Here is a 20,695-nt window from a genome sequence, read left to right as displayed (position 1 = left end):
GTCCCCTTCGTCTAGAGGCCTAGGACATCACCCTTTCACGGTGAGTACGGGGGTTCGAATCCCCCAGGGGACGCCAGATAAAAAAGCCCGCGCAAGCGGGCTTTTTTGTTTGGCGGCACCTAGCGATGTGCTTGAGCACATCGCGGGGGGGATTCGAAGGGTTTCGCTTGCAAGCGAAACCGGGCCCGCGGCACGTGGGCGAATCCCTCGCTCGCGCAGCGAGCGTTAGCCGACGACTGAACGCGCACCGAAAGCATTCCAGGCCAACCCAGTCAACTGAAGCCCGCGCAAGCGGGCTTTTTTGTTTGGCGGCACCTAGCGATGTGCTTGAGCACATCGCGGGGGGATTCGAAGGGTTTCGCTTGCAAGCGAAACCGGGCCCGCGGCACGTGGGCCAATCCCTCGGTCGCGCAGCGAGCGTTAGCCGACGACTGAACGCGTACCGAAAGCAATCCAGGCCAACCCAGTCAACTGAAGCCCGCGCCACCCCCCCAGCCCCGCCCGCGCGCATTTGTCTCCGCCATAACATTCACTCCCCCTTTTTTGCGCTATCCTCCCCGCACCCTGACCTTCGTCACCAATGCAAGGTCAGACAGATCACAGGAGCCCCCATGAGCAGCGCAGCCCATCTCGACATCGATTCCCGTGGCCTGGCCACGCTCACGCTGAACCGGCCGGACGTGCACAACGCCTTCGACGACCAGTTGATCGCGCTGCTGATCGACCTGATCACCCAGGCCCGCGATGATCCACGCACCCGACTGCTGTTGCTGAGCTCGACCGGCAAATCCTTCTCGGCCGGTGCCGACCTGGCCTGGATGCGGCGCATGGCCGATGCTTCGCGCGAGGACAACCTGCGCGACGCCCGCAAACTGGCGCTGTTGATGGAAACCCTCAACGGCTTCCCGGCGCCGACCCTGGCCAAGGTGCAGGGCGCGGTCATGGGCGGGGGCGTGGGGCTGGTGTCGTGCTGCGATATCGTGATGGCGTCGGAAGCGGCCTTCTTCGCGCTCTCGGAGGTCAAGCTGGGCCTGGCGCCAGCGGCCATCAGCCCCTATGTGATCGCCAAGATGGGGGTGTCACAGGCCAGGCGCTTCTTCGTCTCGGGCGAGCGTTTTTCCGCCGTGCGCGCCGCTGCCATCGGCCTGGTCCACGAAGTGACGCTGGCCTCCGAGCTCGACGGCAAGGTGCTGCAATTGATCGATACCTTGCTGGCCAACGGGCCGCAGGCCATGCGCGCGGCCAAGCAACTGGTGCAGGTGGCCAATCCCCTGCAGGTCACGCCGGCGCTGTCGGAATACACCGCCGGGGTCATCGCCGACCTGCGCGCATCGGACGAGGGACGGGAGGGTTTGCGGGCCTTCCTGGAGAAGGGGACGCCTTCGTGGGTCGCTGGTAATCGCTAGTCGTTCGCCCTTTACGGCCGGGCTCAGCGTTCGTCGCGACCACGGCAGAACATGCGGCCGCGACGTCCGCAGCGTTCACGTTCTTCGGGTGTCATGGCTTCCCAGCGTGCGCGCATGAAGCGGCGCTTCTCCTGCCAGCCGCCGTGGCGGCCCCGGAAACCACCGAACAGTATCCGGCACAAGGCCAGCAGGCCCAGCGCGCGCCAGAAGCCGATCGGGTTGACCCCCGGGAAAATCGGCGGCATCACCCAGTTCCAGAGCAGCATCACCACCCCGCCCAGCAGCGGCAGGATCAGCACGCAGAGCGCCAGCTTGCCCAGCCACCAGCCACGACCGCCACGGTGACGCCGGGGGCGGTGATCCGGTCCTTGATCGGTTTGCTTGTCTTCCATGTGTTCCATTACATCTCCAATTCGTCATAGACCGCCTGCAGGCGTTCGCGCAGGTGCAGGACGGCGTAGCGCTTGCGCGCCAGCAGGGTATTGAGGCTGGTGCCACTGTCGGCAGCCATTTCCTTGAAACTCTTGCCATCGAGTTCGTGCGCGATGAAGACCTCGCGCTGCGCCTCGGGCAATTCCTCCAGCGCTTCCTGCAGGGCAGTGATCAGGGCGGCGCGGGCATAGGCCGCCTCCGGTCCGTCTTCGCTGGCCGGCAGCAGCAGGTCCAGTCGCCAGGCCTGGTCGGCGCCGTCGATGTCCTCGGCATCGCGGGACTCGGGCAGCGGTTCTTCCTTCTTCTTGCGGAAGCGGTCGATGATGCGGTTGCGTGCCACCCGGAACAGCCAGGCGCTGACCTGTTCGATAGGCTCCGGCAGGCGGTAGGCCTGGACGAACTCGTAGAACACTTCCTGCAGGATGTCTTCGGCTTCGCCCGCGTCGGCCACCCGGCGGCGGATGAAGCCGCCCAGCCGGCTGCGCTCGCGCATGACGGTGGCGGTGATCTCGCGGTCCTGGTCGCTCATCGGGGAGAGTAGGGAAGTGGGCTGCATGCCCTGAAGACGGGCCAGCGCCGCCGATATTGTGTTCTCGGCGAAAAACGCAGCGGAACCGCGATTCTAGCGGTTCCGCCGCCAGCCCGGGGGAGTGCCGCAGAGGGGGCGGGGAGGGGCGTCAGTCGTGCTCGAACACCTTGATCGCCTGGCGCAAGGTGGCCATGCGTTCCTGCATGGCGGCCACGGCGGCGGCGGAGTGCTCGACCATGTCGGCGTTCTGCTGGGTCATGCGGTCCAGCATCAGGGCCGATTCGCTGACCTGGGCCACACCCTGGCTTTGTTCGATCGCGCTGCTGGAGATATCGCCGATCAGGCTGCGCATGCCATCCACCTCGCTGACGATACCATCGATGGCGGCGCCTGCCTGTTCGGCGCGGGTGGCGCCGGCCTGGCTCTTGGCCACGCTCTGGCTGATCAGGGCCTTGATCTCGCGCGCGGCGTTGGCGCTGCGCTGGGCCAGGGTGCGCACTTCGGCCGCCACCACGGCAAAGCCGCGTCCGGCCTCACCGGCGCGGGCGGCTTCGACGGCCGCGTTCAGGGCCAGGATGTTGGTCTGGAAGGCGATGCTGTCGATGAGGCCATTGATCTCACCGATCTGGGTCGAGGACTGGGCGATTTCGTGCATGGTCTGCACCACCTGCATCACGATCTCGCGCCCCTGCGCGGCTGCCTCGCTGGTCTGTTGCGCCTGGGCATGGGCGGCCTGAGCCGTATCGGCGCTATGCCGCACTGCCACCGACATCTGCTCGGCCGCCGCGGCGGTCTGCTGCAGATGGGCATGGGTGGCGGCGGTGCGCTGGCGCAGGTCGGCGTTGTCGTCGGCGATCTGGTGATTGGCTTGATCGAGTCCGGCGAGCTGGGCGGAAACGTCGTCGATCAGGGCGCGCAGGTTCAGCCCGGCCTGGTTGACCGCGCGCAGCAGTTGTCCGATCTCGTCGATGCGGTCCAGGCCCTGGGTCTGGGCCGGCTGGCCGCAGGCGACCGCCTTGGCCTGTTGCAGCACCAGCGCCAGCGGCGCAGCCAGGCGTCGTTCCAGCCACCAGCCGGCCGCGCCCAGTGCGGGCAGCAGGCTCACCGCCAGGGGCAGCAGCGGTGCATTCAGCAGGGCCTGGGCCCCGATTGCCGTCACGGCAACAGCGCCCAGGGCCAGCCGGAGGCGCCAGCGTACCGGCATGAGCTGGCCCAGCCGCGTCCACGACCATAATCCCCGGCGGACCACCAGGCCCTGACAGAAGTGCAGCCCCTGGGCGCGGCCCTCGCGGAAGCGGCGATAGAGTGCCGCCGCCGCGCTGATTTCGGCAGTCGAGGGGCGGGTGCGCACCGACAGGAAGCCGCGGATCTGGCCGCCCCGGCGGATCGGCGCGACGTTGGCGCGGACCCAGTAATGATGGCCGTCGGCGCGGCGGTTCTTGACCACGGCGGTCCAGGCCTGCCCCTGCCGCAGGGTGGCCCACATGTCGGCGAAAGCTTCACGCGGCATGTCAGGATGGCGAACGATATTGTGTGGCTGGCCGATCAGCTGGTCGCGGGAAAAGCCGCTGATGTCGACGAAGCTGGAGTTGGCATAGGTCAGCACGCTGCTGGTGTCGGTACTGGACATGAGCGTGGCCTGGGCCGGGAAGGGGTACCCGGCCTCGTCATCGGCCGCCGTGCCGATGAGGCCGGCCTTTGGATGGAGCAGGACGGGCGGCTTGGCCTGGCTGATGCGGTGGTGGGGCAGATCGTGGGACGGACCGAGGGATGGGGAGGCACCTTGGTCGACACGAGGGACCAGGTCCTGGGGCAAGTCGTTGATCTTCATAGGCGTAAGACGATGGCAATGGCGATGGCAATGGCAAAACGATGCCCGGTCCGCGGGCCGGATGGGCCTGTGGACGGCGTGGGTGTGAATGGGAATGAGTGGTCCGGTGCTTCGGCGATCCGTCGGGTCGGATCAGGCAGGGACGCGCCTGGTGGGTGGCCGGGTCAGCCGTCCAGGATGTGCACGACGATCATCTGATTTGTTCTCCAGCTGCGTGGGTGTCGCCTGCCGAACTTGCAGACGCGTTTCCGGTTGCACGCCGTGCAACGAGAAAGGCTAGCTTTATAACGCGAACGCGACACCCACCGCCTGGGACTGATTGCGATATGTCAAAACGTGAGCAAAATTCATTCTGGCAATCTTTCCCTGTGGAATGAAGCCTTGTTCATCACCGATCTTCTTCCTCACAATTGCTCATATGGAAATGCGAATGATCTTTCGTTGGACATGAAAAAAGCGCAGCCCGCGGGATGCGCTTTCGTCACGGCTACAGCTGTCTTCAGAGTTCGATACGCGTCCCCAGTACCTGCAGGAATTGCGCGAGCCAGGCCGGATGGGCGGGCCAGGCCGGGGCGGTGACCAGCTTGCCATCCGTGACGGCGGCATCCACGGCGATGTCGGCGAACTGGCCACCGGCCAGTTTCACCTCGGGTGCGCAGGCCGGGTAGGCCGAGACCTTCTTGCCTTCCAGCACGCCGGCGGCAGCCAGCACCTGCGGGCCGTGGCAGACGGCGGCGATGGGCTTGTCGGCCTTGGCGAAGGCCTGCACCAGTTCGATCACCTTGGGGTTCAGGCGCAGATATTCCGGGGCACGGCCACCGGCCACCACCAGGGCGTCGTAGCCGGCCGCGCTGACCTCGTCGAAGCTGGCGTTGAGGGCGAACTGGTGGCCGGGTTTCTCGGTATAGGTCTGGTCGCCTTCGAAGTCGTGGATGGCGGTCTTGATCTTGTCGCCGGCCTTCTTGCCGGGGCAGACCGCGTGTACGGTGTGGCCCACCATCTGCAGCGCCTGGAAGGGCACCATGGTTTCGTAGTCTTCGGCGAAATCACCGGTCAACAGCAGGATCTTCTTTGCAGCCATCATCATCTCCTTGGGGGAAGGACCGCCGGGCGCGGGGAGGGCGCGCAGCGGCCGGGTTGGAACGGATGTCTTGTCGATCTACGGCGAGTCCAGCCAGCGCATCTGCCGCGACTGGCCCATCAGGAAGTCGCGGTTGAGCTCCACGCATTCGCGCAGATAACTCCACAGCGCCGAGACCCGCGCCACATGCCGCTGCTCGCTGGAGGCCACCAGCCAGAAGGTGCGCGTGATGGCGATCTCGTCGGGCAGCACCGGCACCAGTTGCTCGGACTGCTGGGCCAGGAAGCAGGGCAGGATCGCCAGCGCGCGCCCGGCGCAGGCCGCCGTGTACTGCGCCACCACGCTGGTGCTGCGGAAGGCGCGGAAGGCGTCCGGCGCCACCGTATCCTTGTAGCGCAATTCTTCACTGAAGACCAGATCATCGATGTAACCGATGAAGTTATGTTGCGCCAGATCAGACACGGTGTGAATGGTCGGGTGCTGGGCCAGGTACTCACGTGAAGCATAAAGCTTCAGGACATAGTCGGACAGTTTTGTGACCACGTAATTACCCGACAAGGGACGCTCGATGGAGACGCTGATGTCGGCCTCGTGCTTGGACAGGTTCACGAAGCGCGGCATGGGCAGCATGTCCACCGTGATATGCGGATTGCGGGCGCAGAAGTGGGCAATGTGCGGCGCCAGGACGTAGGTGCCGAAACCTTCGGTGGCACCCAGGCGGACCTGGCCGGAGAGCTTGCTGTTGTGGCCGCCCAGTTCCTCGGTGGCAGCGTAGAGGGTACTTTCCACCTGTTCGGCGTATTGCACCAGCCGATAGCCGTCGGCGGTCAGCTTGTAGCCGTGGTTGTTGCGGTCGAACAGCTGGCTGCCGACCTGTTCCTCGAAGCGCTTCATCCGGCGCGAGACGGTGGAGTGGTCGATGCCCAATTTCTTGGCCGCATCCACCAGCCCCTGGCTGCGCGTGAGTTCGAGGAAGACCCTCAGATTGTCCCAGTCCAGCATCTCGTCTCCATGGCTTTTCCTGATCTTGGATTTGCATTGATGCAAAAGCGTTTTGTCTTTGTGGTTATTGTATCGATAAATACGCACATGCAGAATAGCGGGGCCGCAATGGCACCCAAGTGGTGCAGAGGTCGCCAGGCGGCAGGAGGATCACGGCAAGGTCCGGCATCGGGATATCGAGCGCATCGATACCCACCGGGCGGGCCGACAACAATCACAAGATCAAGGAGACAAGATGCGCAAGAACGCTTTCGGCCGTTCCCTCTCGGCCGCTGCGGTGGCCTGTACCGTTTCGCTGGTGGCCAGCGTGGCGCCCGTCACCAATGCCATGGCGCAGGATGCCAACACGGTCAAGATCGGTGTGCTGACCGACATGTCCGGCCCGTATTCGGCCATGGGCGGCCAGGGCTCGGTGGTGGCGGCCAAGATGGCGGTGGAGGATTGCCTCAAGAACGAATGCAAGGGCATGAAGATCGAGGTGCTCTCGGCTGACAACCAGAACAAGCCCGACGTGGGCGTGACCCGTGCCCGCGAATGGCTGGATCGCGACAAGGTCGAGGCCATTGCCGACCTGACCAATTCCTCGGTCGCGCTGGCTGTGCAGAAGCTGATCAAGGACAAGGGCGGCATCGCCATGTACAGCGGCCCGGCCACCGGTGCGCTGACCACCGCCGAATGTGCGCCCAACGGCTTCCACTGGATGTTCGACACCTACTCCCAGGCCGCCGGTGCAGCGGCGGCGCTGACCAAGCTGGGCAACAAGTCCTGGTACTTCGTGACGGTGGACTATGCCTTCGGTCATTCGCTGGAGAAGGATGCCTCCGACGTGGTCAAGGCCAATGGCGGCACGGTGGTGGGTTCGGTGCGCCACCCGCTGAACGCCTCGGACTTCTCGTCCTTCCTGCTGCAGGCGCAGGCGTCCAAGGCACAGGTGATCGGCCTGGCCGATGGTGGCACCGACGTGGTCAACGCCATCAAGCAGGCGCGCTCGTTCGCCATCGGCGGCAAGGACCAGCGTCTGGTGGCGCTGCTGGTGTTCCTGTCGGATGTGCATGCGCTGGGTCTGGAGGCGGCACAGGGGCTGGTCTATACCGATGGGTTCTACTGGGATTACGACGATCAGACGCGCGCCTTTTCCAAGCGCTTCGAATCGCAGTTCAAGAACATCAAGCCGACCATGGTGCAGGCGGGTGTCTATTCCAGCGTCTATCAGTTCCTGAAGGCGCGTGCTGCCGCCAAGACCTCCGACTGGAAGGTGGTTTCGCAGAAGATGCGCGAGATTCCGATCTCCGACGCCGTCATGCGCAATGCCTCCATCCGTCCCGATGGCCGCGTGATCCACGACATGTACCTGTACCAGGTCAAGACCCCGGCCGAATCCAAGGGCGCCTGGGATTACCTGAAACTGCTGTCGGTGATCCCGGCGCAGCAGGCCTTCCGTCCGATGGATGCGGCCTGCCCGCTGGTCAAGCAGTAATCGGTCAAGCCGGGAGCGCTGCTCCCGGCCGTGCTCTCCCTACCTCTCATCACCTCTTCACACTGGAAACTGCAATGAGCCAAGCCAATATCCCCAACGTTCCCCTCTACCTCAACGGTGAAAAGGTGCAGTCCACCTCCAAGGAGTGGCGCGACGTGCTGAACCCGGCCACCCAGGAAGTGGTGGCCCGCGTGCCCTTCGCCACCAAGGAAGAAGTCGATCGCGCCGTCGCCAACGCCAAGGAAACCTTCAAGACCTGGCGCAATACCTCGCTGGCGCAGCGCATGCGCATCATGCTCAAGTTCCAGCAACTGCTGCGCGAGAACATCGCCCCGCTGGCCGAACTGATCACCCGTGAACACGGCAAGACCCTGCCGGACGCCGAAGGCGAAGTCATGCGCGGCCTGGAAGTGGTGGAGCACGCCTGCTCGATCACGTCCCTGCAACTGGGCGAACTGGCCGAGAACGTGGCCGGCGGGGTGGACGTCTACACCCTGTACCAGCCGCTGGGCGTGGGGGCCGGCATCACCGCCTTCAACTTCCCGGTGATGCTGCCTTGCTTCATGTTCCCCATCGCCGTGGCCTGCGGCAATACCTTCGTGTTGAAGCCCTCCGAACAGGACCCCACCTCGTCGCTGTTCCTGGTCGAACTGGCCAACCAGGCCGGCCTGCCGCCGGGCGTGCTCAACGTGGTGCATGGCGGCCCGGACGTGGCCAACATGATCTGTGACCATCCGGATATCAAGGCGGTCTCTTTCATCGGTTCCACCCATGTCGGCACCCATATCTACCGTCGCGCCAGCGAAGCCGGCAAGCGCGCCCAGTGCATGATGGGCGCCAAGAACCACTGCATCGTGCTGCCCGATGCGCCCAAGGACCAGGCCATCAACAACCTGCTGGGTGCGGCCTTCGGTGCGGCCGGCCAGCGCTGCATGGCCAACTCGGTCGTGGTGCTGGTGGGTCAGACCCGCGAGTGGATTCCCGAGATCGTCGAACGCTCCAAGGCCATGAAGGTCGGCCCGGGCACCGACCGCAAGGCTGATGTCGGCCCGCTGGTGTCGCAGGCAGCCAAGCAACGCGTGGAGCGCCTGATCGCCAGCGGTGTGGAGCAGGGTGCCAAGCTGCTGCTGGATGGCCGCAATTGCACCGTGGCCGGCAACGAGAAGGGCAACTTCGTCGGCCCCACCGTCTTCACCGGCGTCAAGCCCGAGATGGATATCTACACCCAGGAAATCTTTGGCCCGGCCATGTGCATCGTGGAACTTGAGACGCTGGACGAGGCGATTGCCTTCATCAACGCCAATCCGAACGGCAACGGCACCTCCATCTTCACCAGCTCCGGTTATGCGGCGCGCAAGTTCCAGAACGAGATCGACGTCGGCCAGGTCGGCATCAACGTGCCCATCCCGGTGCCGGTGGCCTACTTCAGCTTCACCGGTTCGCGTGCTTCCAAGCTGGGCGACCTCGGTCCCAACGGCAAGCAGGCAGTCACCTTCTGGACCCAGACCAAGACCGTCACCGCGCGCTGGTATGCGCCCGATGAAGAGGCTGGCCAGGTCAACACCACCATCACCCTGAAGTGAGGAGAGCAGCATGAGCGCCAACATCGTCTTCATCGGCCTGGGCAACATGGGGTTGCCGATGGCGCAGAACCTGGTCAAGGCCGGCTTCTCGGTCAGCGGTCATGACCTGGTCAAGGCCAGCGTGGACAAGCTGGTCGAGACCGGCGGCAAGACCGAAGCCGATTCCATGGCGGCGGTGGCCAAGGCCGACGTGGTCATCACCATGCTGCCGGCCAGCCGGCACGTGGAGTCGCTCTACCTGGGCGAGGCTGGTATGCTGGCCTCGGCCAAGCCCGGCACCCTGCTGATCGACTGCTCCACCATCGCGCCGGAAGCGGCACGCAAGGTGGCCGCAGCGGCCAGGGAGCGTGGTTTCGAGATGCTGGATGCGCCGGTCTCCGGTGGCACCAATGGCGCTACCGCCGGCACCCTGACCTTCATGGTGGGCGGCAGCCAGCAAGCCTTCGAGGCGGCCCAGCCCTATCTGCAGAAGATGGGAAAGGCCATCTACCATGCCGGCGAGAGCGGCAGCGGCCAGACCGTCAAGGTCTGCAACAACATGCTGCTGGGCATCCTGATGATCGGGACCTCGGAAGCCATCCGCCTGGGCATTGCCAATGGCATGGACCCCAAGGTGCTCTCGGAGATTATGTCCAAGAGCTCCGGGCGCAACTGGACGCTGGAAGTCTATAACCCTTGCCCCGGAGTGATGGATACTGCGCCGGCCTCCAAGGGCTATGCCGGCGGCTTCGGTGTGGACCTGATGCTGAAGGACCTGGGCCTGGCCGTGGAAAACGCGCTGGCGACCAACTGCGCCATCCCGCTGGGGGCGGCGGCCCGCAATCTGTACGACATCCACAGCATGAATGGCGCCGGCAAGCTGGACTTCTCCAGCATCTTCAACATGCTGGGCAAGGCGCAGTAAGCCACCCGGAGAGGCTGCAAACGAAAAGGGACGACCTGTTGCTGGTCGTCCCTTTCTTCATGTTGCTGCGTGGAGAGCAGCAGCTAGTCACTTCACTTGCTGCTCATTTCCTCACTTCTTTACTTCATCCTCGATATGGGCGCGGATGATGTCGGCGAAGCTGGCATCTGCGGTGAAGCCCAGGGCCTTGGCGCGCTTGGCTTCGAACTGGCCGGGCCAGGAGTTGACGATGCGCTTGATGGCTTCATCTTCCTTCCATTCGATCAGCTTGACCACGTCCGCACCGGCCACCTGTTCCAGGGCATCGACCATGTCCTTGACGGTGACGCACAGGCCGTCGATGGACAGGAAGCGTGCCAGGCCCAGGTCGGCGCCATTGATTTCATGGCCGTGGATCAGGTTGGCGATGGCCTGGCGCGGCGACATCAGCCACATGCGGGTGTCCGGCGTGACCGGGCAGACCGAGGGCTGGCCGTTGAGCGGTTCGCGGATGATGCCGGAGGCAAAGCTGGAGGCCGCCTTGTTGGGTGCGCCCGGGCGCACCGAGATGGTGGGCATGCGCAGGGCGCGACCGTCGATGAAACCCTTGCGTGAATAATCCTGCACCAGCAGTTCGCCCATCACCTTTTGCGCACCGTAGGAACTTTGCGGCATCAGCAGGGTGTTGTCCGGCACCACGGCCGGCAGTTCGCCACCGAACACCGCCACCGAGCTGGTGAACACCACGCGCGGCTTGCTGCCGACGGCGCGGGCACGTTCCAGGATGACGCGGGTGGCGTCGAAGTTGATCTTCATGCCCAGGTCGAAGTCGGCCTCGGCGTGGCCGCTGACGATGGCGGCCAGGTGGAAGATGGATTGCGTCTCGGCGGTGATGACGCGCTCGATCACGGCGGTGTCGGCGATGTCGCCGGTGACCGCTTCGATGCGCGGATCATTGAAGCCCTGGGCCGGCACCACGTCCAGCAGGGTGATGCGCTTGATCTCCTGCTGCTGGCCGTCGCGGCCGGTAAGGGTGCCGCGCTGCAGCAGCTGGCGTGCCAGTCGGCTGCCCAGGAAGCCGGCGCCGCCGGTGATGACGATATGCATGTGTTCTCCTCGTGGTCTGTGGTCGCTGGTCTGGGTCGGGGGACCTGACATCAGGCGCATGGTTGCAGTATCTGGGCTATCTGCCCGTTGTTCGACAGCGATTATAGCAAAGTTGTAATACAACTTTGCGCGCGTTTGAAAGAAGTCGCAAAAGCCAAAGATGGCGCGGTATCATGCGCGCCATGAAGACATCCTCCTCCTCCAGGCCGCAGGGATCGGCCCTCGCAACGATGGCGGCGAACGTGCGCGGCAAGACCACGCTGGCTGACCATGTCACTAGCGTGCTGGCGCAGCAGATCCGGGGCGGCGAGTTTGCACCCGATGCGCGCCTGCCTTCGGAGATGGAGCTGACCGAACGCTTTGCGGTGAGCCGCACCGTGATCCGCGAGGCGATTTCGCGGCTGAAGTCAGAAGGCCTGGTCGGTTCGCGGCGGGGCAGCGGGACGGTCGTGTTGCCGGTGACCCAGACCACGCCGTTCCGGCTCGATCTGGGCGGGGATGATGGCCGCGATTCCATCCAGGCCGTGCTGCGGGTGATCGAGTTGCGGCGTGGGGTCGAGGGTGAGATGGCGGCGCTGGCCGCGCAGCGCCGCAGCAAGGCGCAGAACCAGGCCATCCAGCTGGCCTTGCAGGCCATCGATGCCGCTGCCGCAGCTGGCCGCGATGGCGTGCAGGAAGACTTTGCCTTCCATGCGGCCATTTCCAATGCTTCACATAATCCGCTCTATACCTCGCTGGTGCAGTTCCTGAGCCAGTTCCTGCATGCCGCGATCCGCGTGGCACGGATGAACGAGGCGCGCAGCAGCGAGTTCGTGCAACAGGTGCGCGCCGAGCATGCGGCGCTGGCTGCGGCCATCAGCGCGGGCGATGCCGACGCGGCGCGCACGGCGGCCTTGCTGCATATGGAAAATTCGGCCAAGCGCATCCAGGCTGCGGACAAGGCGTTCTGGGCCAGTGCCGAAGGACAGGCGGCGGCACGCGACCTGGCGCGGGTGAAGAGCGGGAATTGACTGCGGAAGACCGCCGGGATGGCGGCTGAAAGGGCATAAAAAAACGCTGCACAAGGCAGCGTTTTTTATTGGCATCGGCAAGGATCAGCCGCGCACGACCTTCTTGTATTCGTTGGTGCGGGTGTCGATTTCGATGTCGTCATCCTGGCTCACGAACAGCGGCACCATCACGACGATCTGGTTGGCTTCGATGGCGTTTTCGATCTTGGCTTCCTTCAGGACGTTGCCCGAGGTGTTGCCCTTGACGGCCGGTTCCGAGTAGGCAACCTTGCGCACGATGGTGGTGGGCATTTCGACCGAGATGGCCTTGCCGTCATAGAACACGGCTTCGCACTGCATGCCGTCCTTCAGGTAGCCGATGGCGTCGCCCATGTTCTCGCCTTCGATTTCGTACTGGTTGTACTCTTCGTCCATGAAGACGTACAGCGGGTCAGCGAAGTACGAGTAGGTCACCGGCTTCTTGTCCAGCACCACGACGTCGAACTTGTCGTCGCCACGGAAGACGCTTTCCTGGGGGCTGTTGGTCAGCAGGTTCTTCATCTTCCACTTGTAGGTGAAGCCGGTACGGGAAGAACCGTTGACGTCCGAGCGCAGGACGATCATGGGCTTGCTGTCGACCATAATGATGTTGCCGACGCGGATTTCTTTTGCAAATTTCATAGCGATGTGTCGTGAAAAGTAGGTTTTTTCAAACTGTCAGTAGCCCACTGGTAAAACTTCACCGCAAGCCCACGTACGATTGAATGCCAAACTGCGTTAAAACTGTAGCCCGCTATTTTAACCCATTTTCAGCGCTGTTCCACTCTTGCTCGACCAGCTGACGGGCGAAGCGGAGCAAATTGTCCATCCAGTCGCCATTTGCCAACATCTCCTGCAGCCACTGCCCTGCAGCCTCGGTCACGACCGGCAGCTCGGTCTGCAGCGTGCGCCAGTTGGCGTGCCAGTCGAGTTCGCCGGGATAGGCGCCGTTCCAGGCCCGGTTCAGGTCGGCAACGGCAGCCGTGGCAGGGTGGTAGATCTTCAGGAAGGCGTTGAGCTTGGTGTGGTGAAGGTTCTTGTCCTGGTGATAGATATTCCAGATGAAGGGCTTGCCGGCCCACTGGGCGCGTACGAAGGAATCTTCACCCCGGACAAAATTGAGGTCACAGCTCCACAGCAGGCGATCGTAGTCGGTCTGGGCCACGAAGGGCAGCACCCGCACGCTCAGGGCGCCGCGCGTGGCGCCTGCGCCAGGAATCATGGGGGCAGCCAGGAAATCCTCGACCACGGCGCGACCCACGCCTTCGGGGACGAGGCAAGTGACCGGCGCCGGTGAATCTTGCCAGCTTGCAAACAGTTCGCGGATGGGCGCGTAGTCATAGCAGAACAGCGAGACCTTGCAGGCTTGCGCCTCCTGGGCTGTCACGCCCAGGCGCGCCAGCAGGGCGGGACCTGCGTTGCTGGCCAGGAAAGCCTGCCGTTGCGCTTCCAGTCCGGCCTCGACCGTGAGGCCGCCGGTACGCTGGTTGAAGCCGGGGAAGAAGAAATATTTGGTCAGCTTCAGCGAACGATGCGGGGAGGGGAGGGTGTGGCACCCCTCGACCCAGGTTTCGGCCGACAAGCCTTCCAGGTTGAACCAGACCGGCTTGACCGGACGCTGTGCCATGGCCTCTACGTAGCCAGGCGGGATCTCGCAGCCGAAGAACTCGATGACGATATCAGCCACGTCGGCTGGCCCATAATGGCCATCCTGCCCGCGCCAGTGCTGCACGGTCACGCCGGCCAGCTCCTGGGTGGCGGCATCGGTCTGCACTTCCGGCCAGATGCGGCGGAAGCTGACCAGATCATCGACCCACAGGCGCACCGCCAGGCCATGTTCATGCGCCAGTTGCCGCGCCAGCCGCCAGCAGATGCCGATATCCCCATAGTTATCGACGACCTTGCAGAACAGGTCCAGGGAGTGCAGGGGATTGCGGGCGGCAGGCATAGGGCGGGTCAGGGAACGGAGAGATAGGCGGTAAGCAGATAAACAGCAGCAGGGCTGCATGATACCCATTTGTGGAGACGGAAGTTGCACGGCAGTTGCACAGTAGTTGTACGGCCTTGAGCAACAGATTCAAGATATTTCAAATTAAATCGCTTGCAATTTAATTTTGAGCTGTTTAATATTCGATCCATGGACAAGACGCACACAACGACGCTACCGGATGCCTTGATCGACGAAGCCCTGCTTCTCGACAACCAGCTCTGTTTCGCGATGTACTCTGCGTCGTTGGCAATGACCAAGGCCTACAAGAAGATCCTGGCGCCGCTGGACATCACCTACCCGCAATACCTGGTGATGATGGTCTTGTGGGAAAAGGATCAGGTGACCGTATCGGAGCTGGGCAGCCGCCTGTTCCTGGATTCTGGTACGCTCACCCCGCTGCTCAAGCGCATGGAAACGATGGGTTTGTTGCATCGTAACCGCGACGCCGGTGACGAGCGCAGGGTGGTGGTGAGCCTGAGCGATGCCGGCCGCTCCCTGCGCGAAAAAGCCAAGGCCGTGCCGCTGCAGATGAGCTGCATGTTGCCCTCGCTGGATCAGGTCAGGCAGCTTGTGGTGGAACTGAAGGAAGTCCGCAAGGGTTTGTATGGCGCCGAAGAGCAGTGATCGCACCTGTTACACTGGCTTTTATATTGTGCGCAATAATATAGTGAATTATTTATAGCATTATCGCAGCAGGCAGCAAAACGAAAGCATCACACGTCATACACGTATCACGCAGTAGCAGAAGTCGCTGAAGTAGCAAGACGATTTAGCAAGTCGATGGTGATCGAAAGCGAATCTTTCGACGCCATGCCCTCAAACGGAACCCGCTAGGGTTTTAACCTGAACATTGAAAGGAAAGACCATGCCCTCCAACAAGATCGAAAAAGCCCTGTACACCGCCACCGCTACCGCTACCGGCGGCCGTGAAGGTTCTGCCAAGTCCTCCGACGGCGTCCTGGACGTCAAGCTGTCGACCCCCAAGGAACTGGGCGGCGCCGGCGGTAGCGGCACCAACCCGGAACAACTGTTTGCCGCCGGTTATTCGGCTTGCTTCCTGGGCGCGCTGAAGTTCGTCGCCGGCCAGGCCAAGGTTGCCCTGCCGGCTGACGCCAGCATCACCGGCAAGGTCGGCATCGGCCAGATCCCGGGCGGCTTCGGCATCGAAGCCGAGCTCAACATCTCGCTGCCGGGCGTGGACAAGGCCGTGGCGCAAGACCTGGTGAACAAGGCTCACCAAGTCTGCCCGTACTCCAACGCCACCCGCGACAACATCAACGTGACCCTGAACCTGGTCTGATCCGTTGATGCAAGCGCTTCCCTTTACGGGAAGCGCGGATGAAAAAATCGCCGCTGCGACTTCGGTCCCAGCGGCGATTGTCGTTTGCGGCTTGCCGGTCAGTCTGCACGACCAGGTGCCCGCAGCAACCCTTGCAGCAGGGTGCGGGCCACGCAACGGTGGAAGGGCATGATTGCGGCCAGATAAAACTCGCCCAGCCAGCGCTTGGTGCGCACGACGGTGGTGACGGTCAGCCACTGGTCGCCGACATCGTCGATATCGCCGACATTGCCGACCTCATTGGCATCACTGGTCGCCTCCACAGCATGGCCGGATGACTTTTCCACACAGAGGCGGAAGTCGAGGTGGCTGTCATCGAGCCCCATCACCACCCGGCGTGGCTCGGCCATCAACAGCGGGAAACCCGCCGGTGCGCCGTTGTCCGACGCGCGCTTCAAGCCCAGCGGTGCCACCAGTCGGTCGCGCAGCGTCAGCAGGGCGCTGATCCAGGCCGGTTGCGCGGCCATCATCCTGGCGGTGATCTCGGTGGTGTTCAACTGTGCCAGTTGCGGCGTAAGCCGGATGCGGAAGCTGTCGGCGAAACCGGCGCCGGGCAGCAGGGCCCAGTGGCGCGGGGCAGGAGCGATCTCTTCGGTGTGCTGGAAGTGCGATGCAGGCATGATGACCTCGAAGCGGGTTGAAAAAAAGCCGGTAGCAGGGCTACCGGCTTGCTCCTCCGAGCCTACTTGCCGTTGCGCCGCTGCTTTTCCGCCGCGCGGGCGCTGGCGAAGCGCTCGTGGGTTTCCTCAGCCTTGCGGCGCCCGAAGGCGTAGTTGGCTTCCAGCCACATGACATTGATGATGCCGAAGGCCAGCGCCAGGCCGATGCCGAGTATCCAGGCGAAATACCACATGATGTTCTCCTTGTTCCAGATTGCGATTGCGCGTAATCAATACGCCGTATGTTCGTTGTCGTGAATGTCCTTGGCCGTGACCTTGCCCTTGACCACGCGATACACCCAGCCGGTGTAGAGAATGATCAGCGGCAGGAAGATCAGCACCATCCAGAACATCAGGCCCAGGGTCTTGTGGCTGGAGACCGAATCCCACAGGGTCAGGCTGCTCTTGGCATCCAGCGAGGAAGGCATGATGAAGGGGAACAGCGACATGCCGGCCGTGAGGATGATGCCGGTCACTGACAGGCCGCTGGCGATGAAGGCCAGGCGGGCACTGCGCACCATGGCCAACAGCGCTGCCAGCACCGCACCGGCCACGCCCAGCGCCGGGAACAGTTTGGTCGCGGGCCACTTGGCGTAGTTGTCGAACCAGGCTCCGGCGACCACTTCCACGGTCTTGGCCAGGGGTGTGAAGGCGCTGTTGGCGTCGGGCATGGAGGTGATGCGATAACCCGGCATCTGGGCTACCCAGAAGCCGCCGGCCACGAACAGCAGGACCGTCGCCAGGGCGGCGCCCATGATGGTCTTGCGCGAACGTTCGGCCACCACGGCATCGGTCTTGACGAAGGCGAAGGCGGCGCCATGCATCAGCAGCATGGCCACCGACAACAGGCCAGCCAGCAGGCCGAAGGGGTTCAACAGGGCAAAGAAGCTGCCGGTGTATTCGACCCGCATGGTGTCGTCATAGTGGAAGGGCACACCCAGCAGCAGGTTGCCGAAGGCCACGCCGCAGATCAGGGGCGGCACGAAACCACCGATGAACAGGCCCCAGTCCCAGGCGTTGCGCCAGCGCGGATCGGCCACCTTGCTGCGGTAGTCGAAACCGACCGGGCGGAAGAACAGCGAGAACAGTAACACCATCAGGGCGATGTAGAAGCCCGAGAAGGCGGTGGCATACACCAGCGGCCAGGCGGCGAAGGTGGCGCCGCCGGCGGTGATGAACCAGGTCTGGTTGCCTTCCCAGGTGGGGCCGATGGAGTTGATCAGGATGCGCCGTTCGGTATCGGTGCGGCCGGCAAAGGGCAACATCATGCCCACGCCGAAGTCGAAGCCGTCGGTGAGCGCAAAGCCGATGATGAGTACGCCGACGAAGGCCCACCAGATCAGCTTGAGTGTTTCGTAATCGAAGATCATTCTGCTTTCCTCATTTCTTCTGGTGGCTTAGTGGCTGCCGGCATTGGCCGACGGATTCAGGGGCGGCGGCAGGACATCGTCGGGGCCGTTTTCGCGGCCCTTGGTTTCCCAGTGATATTGGCCGGTATGCAGGCTGCTGGGGCCGAGGCGGGCATACTTCACCATCAGGATCATCTCCACCACCAGCAGGAAGGTATAGAACAGGATGAAGCCGGCCAGGCTGAAGTAGAGGCTGCCCGGCTGCAGCGAGGAGGCCGACAGGTGGGTCGGCAGGATGCCGGCAATGGTCCAGGGCTGGCGGCCGTATTCGGCTACGATCCAGCCCAGTTCGGCGGCGATCCAGGGCAGCGGGATCGAGATCACGGCCAGGCGCAGCAGCCAGCGTTGCGGAGCCAGCTGCTTCTTGGCCAGGAACCAGAACGAGGCGGCGAAGATGAACAGGAACAGGAAGCCCAGCGCCACCATGCCGCGGAAGGCCCAGAACAGCGGCGCGACCTTGGGGATGGTGTCGTTCACAGCCATGCTGATCTGCTCCGGCGTGGCATCGACCACGTTGTTGGTGTACTTCTTCAACAGCAGGCCGTAGCCCAGGTCCTTCTTGAGCTTGTCGAACTCGGCGCGGGCTTCGGGCGACTTGTCGCCGGATTTCAGCCGGGTCAGCGCGGCATAGGCCAGCATGCCGTTGCGGATACGGGCTTCGTGTTCCTTCTTGAGGTCCTTGATGCCCAGCACCTGGGTATCGGCCGAGCGGGTTGCGATCAGGCCCAGCACGTAGGGAATCTTGACGGCGTAGTCGGTGCGTTCTTCCTTGTCATTGGGCAGGCCGAACAGGGTCAGGCCGGCCGGGGCGGGGTGGGTGTCCCACTCGGCCTCGATGGCGGCCAGCTTGACCTTGTTGACTTCACCGGCGGTGTAGCCCGATTCATCCCCCAGCACGATCACCGAGAGCGTGGCGGCCAGGCCGAAGCCTGCAGCCACCGCAAAGGAGCGCAGCGCGAAGGCGGTGTCGCGGGCCTTGAGCAAGTACCAGGCGGAGACGCCCAGCACGAACATCGATGCCGTCACGTAACCGGCGGCCACGGTGTGCACGAACTTGACCTGCGCCACCGGGTTGAAGATCACCTCGGTCATGCTGACCAGTTCCATGCGCATGGTCTCGAAGTTGAATTCCGCGCCTACCGGATTGTTCATCCAGCCGTTGGCGATCAGGATCCACAGCGCCGACAGGTTCGAGCCCAGCGCCACCAGCACGGTGACGATCAGGTGCTGCTTGCGGGAGAGCTTGTCCCAGCCGAAGAAGAACAGGCCGACGAAGGTCGATTCGAGGAAGAAGGCCATCAACCCTTCGATGGCCAGTGGCGTGCCGAAGATGTCACCGACGTAGTGCGAATAGTAGGACCAGTTGGTACCGAACTGGAATTCCAGGGTGATGCCGGTGGCCACGCCCATGGCGAAGTTGATGCCGAACAGCTTGCCCCAGAAGCGGGTCATGTCCTTGTAGATCTGGTTGCCGGTCATGACGTAGACCGACTCCATGATGACCAGGATCCAGGACAGGCCTAGCGTGAGGGGAACGAACAGGAAGTGATAGAGCGCCGTGACGGCAAATTGCAGCCGTGACAGCGAGACGACTTCATCGATGGGGACCATGTTGGGTTACTCCGGTTGTTTTGTGGCTTCAGGTAATGCGGAATTGACTGAACTTGAGGAACTGGCGGGAATGGGGAGAGCGCCCGGCGTGGCGGCCGGCGACGGCGCCAGCATGCGCTGCTCCACGCTTTGCAGCGGCATGCGCATGTGCTTGGCTTCGGGATGGGCGAAGAAGGTCTTGGCCAGGACCGTGATCAGGCCGATCTTGATGATCAGCAGGAGGGTGATCTCGACGCCCAGCGGCAGCTGGGTCAGGCGTGGCCATTGCCATTTGCGGGGTGTTTGCGTGACTTGCATGATGCTTAGTCCTTCTCGTTGGCGCCGCCGACGCGGAACTTGTCGCGTACATCAAGCAGCTTCTTGACCTTGGAACCCATCTTCATCAGCGATACCAGTGTTTCGGGCGACAGGCGCTGGACGTCGTCGAACCAGGAACTGGACAGTTCGATCAGTTCATACATCTCGCGCATGCGCTTCTGGACGTCCTTGTCGTCGCGTCCGCCGGGCGGCTCCAGCAGGGCGTCGCGCAGCATGGACAGGGTGGGTTCGATCTCGCGGCGGCGGCGTTCTTCCAGCAGCACCTTGAAGATGTCCCAGATATCGCCGGGCGGTTCGAAGTATTCACGCCGGTCGCCCGGCTTGTGCAGCAACTTCACCAGGCGCCAGGACTGCAACTCCTTGAGTCCCATGCTGACGTTGGAGCGCGAAAAACTGAGGTACTCGGCAATCTCGTCGGCATTGAGTGCCCGCCCGCAGATGTAGAGCAGGGCGTAGATCTGGCCGACCGTGCGATTGATGCCCCAGCGGCTGCCCATTTCGCCGAAATGGCTGATGAAGCGCTGCATGAGCGGGCTGAGTACGTTGTTTTCCATGTTCGTATATATCGAAATTTCAGTAATTACTGAAATTTAAAACAATTGCTTGTCCCATCGCAATGTCAGGCAGTTGCGTATTTCCTGATAACAGTCATCACGGATGAGAATGACCCGCTCCCGGCGCGGTTGTGCGGGGAGGTGATGGTCTGCGGTGCTCGACGGGGGTGTGAACGAAACGTCACGAAAGCTTCGCGTCCTGTGGACTTCCCGGTTCCTCAAGACGCAGCCCAGTGTTGCGCTGCATGAAGTTATTTTCACGCTTTCCTACAGCTACTGAAGAATTTGGCTGATACGAAACCTGATGCGGATCAAATAAGGTGCATTTGCAGCTCATCCGTAGGACCGATGAGTCGTGCCGTGGCTGGCGCAGCCATTATGGCCAGAGGCGCAGCATGTCGGCCGGGAGGGGTTCCATGCTGCACGGCTGTACGGCTGCATGGCCTTTCCATTTCC

At 63.1% G+C, this 20,695-nt stretch carries 21 protein-coding genes and 1 tRNA gene; 8 read left to right on the top strand and 14 right to left on the bottom strand.

The annotated features are described in order from the left end of the window. Nucleotides 1–76: transfer RNA gene (locus HWE04_RS12735), tRNA-Glu, on the top strand. Between the two features lie 535 nt (nt 77–611). Further along, nucleotides 612–1,406 (top strand): enoyl-CoA hydratase-related protein, encoded by a 795-nt coding sequence (locus tag HWE04_RS12730; protein WP_241812625.1) that lies wholly within the window; start codon nt 612–614, stop codon nt 1,404–1,406. 23 nt (nt 1,407–1,429) lie between these two features. Here HWE04_RS12730 and HWE04_RS12725 read toward each other — a convergent pair whose 3' ends face one another. The 5 genes from HWE04_RS12725 to HWE04_RS12705 all read right to left on the bottom strand — a co-directional run bounded on the left by HWE04_RS12725 (nt 1,430) and on the right by HWE04_RS12705 (nt 6,281). After that, nucleotides 1,430–1,807 (bottom strand): hypothetical protein, encoded by a 378-nt coding sequence (locus tag HWE04_RS12725; RefSeq protein WP_241812624.1) that lies wholly within the window; start codon nt 1,805–1,807, stop codon nt 1,430–1,432. Next, nucleotides 1,807–2,394, bottom strand: a complete 588-nt coding sequence (locus HWE04_RS12720) for an RNA polymerase sigma factor (protein ID WP_241812623.1) — start codon at nt 2,392–2,394, stop codon at nt 1,807–1,809. Before HWE04_RS12720 ends, HWE04_RS12725 begins: the two co-directional genes overlap by 1 nt. A 121-nt stretch (nt 2,395–2,515) precedes the next feature. Next, entirely contained in the window at nt 2,516–4,198 is a 1,683-nt protein-coding gene (locus HWE04_RS12715) for a methyl-accepting chemotaxis protein (protein ID WP_241812622.1), read from the bottom strand. A 499-nt stretch (nt 4,199–4,697) separates the two neighbouring features. Then, nucleotides 4,698–5,279, bottom strand: coding sequence for a DJ-1/PfpI family protein (locus tag HWE04_RS12710; protein ID WP_241812621.1), 582 nt, complete (start codon nt 5,277–5,279; stop codon nt 4,698–4,700). A gap of 78 nt (nt 5,280–5,357) precedes the next feature. Continuing rightward, entirely contained in the window at nt 5,358–6,281 is a 924-nt protein-coding gene (locus HWE04_RS12705; protein ID WP_006464405.1) for a LysR family transcriptional regulator, read from the bottom strand. Nucleotides 6,282–6,516: 235 nt separating this feature from the next. Between HWE04_RS12705 and HWE04_RS12700 the strand changes: the two genes are divergently transcribed. From HWE04_RS12700 to mmsB, 3 genes are all read left to right on the top strand, one after another. Further along, a complete protein-coding gene (locus HWE04_RS12700) occupies nt 6,517–7,758 on the top strand; it encodes an ABC transporter substrate-binding protein (protein WP_241812620.1) in 1,242 nt (413 codons plus the stop codon). Between the two features lie 74 nt (nt 7,759–7,832). Further along, nucleotides 7,833–9,341: a CoA-acylating methylmalonate-semialdehyde dehydrogenase gene (locus HWE04_RS12695; RefSeq protein WP_077238188.1), complete on the top strand. Its 1,509-nt coding sequence runs from the start codon at nt 7,833–7,835 to the stop codon at nt 9,339–9,341. 10 nt (nt 9,342–9,351) lie between these two features. Next, nucleotides 9,352–10,245 (top strand): 3-hydroxyisobutyrate dehydrogenase, encoded by an 894-nt coding sequence (gene mmsB, locus HWE04_RS12690; RefSeq protein WP_241812619.1) that lies wholly within the window; start codon nt 9,352–9,354, stop codon nt 10,243–10,245. Between the two features lie 111 nt (nt 10,246–10,356). Here mmsB and denD read toward each other — a convergent pair whose 3' ends face one another. Continuing rightward, complete coding sequence (denD, locus tag HWE04_RS12685; protein ID WP_241812618.1) at nt 10,357–11,331, bottom strand: D-erythronate dehydrogenase; 975 nt, start codon at nt 11,329–11,331, stop codon at nt 10,357–10,359. A 173-nt stretch (nt 11,332–11,504) separates the two neighbouring features. Here denD and HWE04_RS12680 point away from each other — a divergent pair, with 173 nt between their 5' ends. Next, complete coding sequence (locus HWE04_RS12680) at nt 11,505–12,341, top strand: FadR/GntR family transcriptional regulator (protein ID WP_077238191.1); 837 nt, start codon at nt 11,505–11,507, stop codon at nt 12,339–12,341. An 84-nt stretch (nt 12,342–12,425) separates the two neighbouring features. Here HWE04_RS12680 and HWE04_RS12675 read toward each other — a convergent pair whose 3' ends face one another. Further along, entirely contained in the window at nt 12,426–13,001 is a 576-nt protein-coding gene (locus tag HWE04_RS12675; protein WP_006464413.1) for an elongation factor P, read from the bottom strand. Between the two features lie 112 nt (nt 13,002–13,113). Beyond that, a complete protein-coding gene (gene earP, locus HWE04_RS12670) occupies nt 13,114–14,307 on the bottom strand; it encodes an elongation factor P maturation arginine rhamnosyltransferase EarP (protein ID WP_241812617.1) in 1,194 nt (397 codons plus the stop codon). Between the two features lie 189 nt (nt 14,308–14,496). Between earP and HWE04_RS12665 the strand changes: the two genes are divergently transcribed. Further along, the gene (locus tag HWE04_RS12665) at nt 14,497–14,973 is read left to right on the top strand and encodes a MarR family winged helix-turn-helix transcriptional regulator (RefSeq protein WP_241812616.1); all 477 of its coding nucleotides are present in this window, start codon (nt 14,497–14,499) and stop codon (nt 14,971–14,973) included. Nucleotides 14,974–15,214: 241 nt separating this feature from the next. After that, nucleotides 15,215–15,649: an organic hydroperoxide resistance protein gene (locus tag HWE04_RS12660; RefSeq protein WP_241812615.1), complete on the top strand. Its 435-nt coding sequence runs from the start codon at nt 15,215–15,217 to the stop codon at nt 15,647–15,649. 98 nt (nt 15,650–15,747) lie between these two features. On the opposite strand, the gene HWE04_RS12655 is transcribed toward HWE04_RS12660, so the two are convergent. The 6 genes from HWE04_RS12655 to HWE04_RS12630 form a co-directional block, all read right to left on the bottom strand. Continuing rightward, nucleotides 15,748–16,308, bottom strand: coding sequence for a DUF2867 domain-containing protein (locus HWE04_RS12655; RefSeq protein ID WP_241812614.1), 561 nt, complete (start codon nt 16,306–16,308; stop codon nt 15,748–15,750). Between the two features lie 62 nt (nt 16,309–16,370). Further along, complete coding sequence (gene cydX / locus HWE04_RS12650) at nt 16,371–16,541, bottom strand: cytochrome bd-I oxidase subunit CydX (protein ID WP_006464422.1); 171 nt, start codon at nt 16,539–16,541, stop codon at nt 16,371–16,373. A gap of 36 nt (nt 16,542–16,577) precedes the next feature. After that, complete coding sequence (gene cydB, locus HWE04_RS12645) at nt 16,578–17,717, bottom strand: cytochrome d ubiquinol oxidase subunit II (RefSeq protein WP_077238194.1); 1,140 nt, start codon at nt 17,715–17,717, stop codon at nt 16,578–16,580. A gap of 27 nt (nt 17,718–17,744) precedes the next feature. Continuing rightward, on the bottom strand, nt 17,745–19,367 hold the full coding sequence (locus HWE04_RS12640; RefSeq protein ID WP_241812613.1) for a cytochrome ubiquinol oxidase subunit I: 1,623 nt from the start codon (nt 19,365–19,367) through the stop codon (nt 17,745–17,747). A 6-nt stretch (nt 19,368–19,373) separates the two neighbouring features. Continuing rightward, entirely contained in the window at nt 19,374–19,664 is a 291-nt protein-coding gene (locus tag HWE04_RS12635; protein WP_241812612.1) for a hypothetical protein, read from the bottom strand. Between the two features lie 5 nt (nt 19,665–19,669). Then, nucleotides 19,670–20,239 (bottom strand): GbsR/MarR family transcriptional regulator, encoded by a 570-nt coding sequence (locus HWE04_RS12630; RefSeq protein ID WP_241812611.1) that lies wholly within the window; start codon nt 20,237–20,239, stop codon nt 19,670–19,672. Nucleotides 20,240–20,695 lie beyond the last annotated feature (456 nt).

Origin of the sequence: Herbaspirillum sp. C7C2 (genome assembly GCF_022627865.1) — a bacterium.
Lineage (GTDB): Bacteria > Pseudomonadota > Gammaproteobacteria > Burkholderiales > Burkholderiaceae_D > Herbaspirillum > Herbaspirillum frisingense.
The sequence above is the reverse complement of the archived record's forward strand: the minus strand, read 5'-3'. Positions and strand labels throughout refer to the sequence as shown.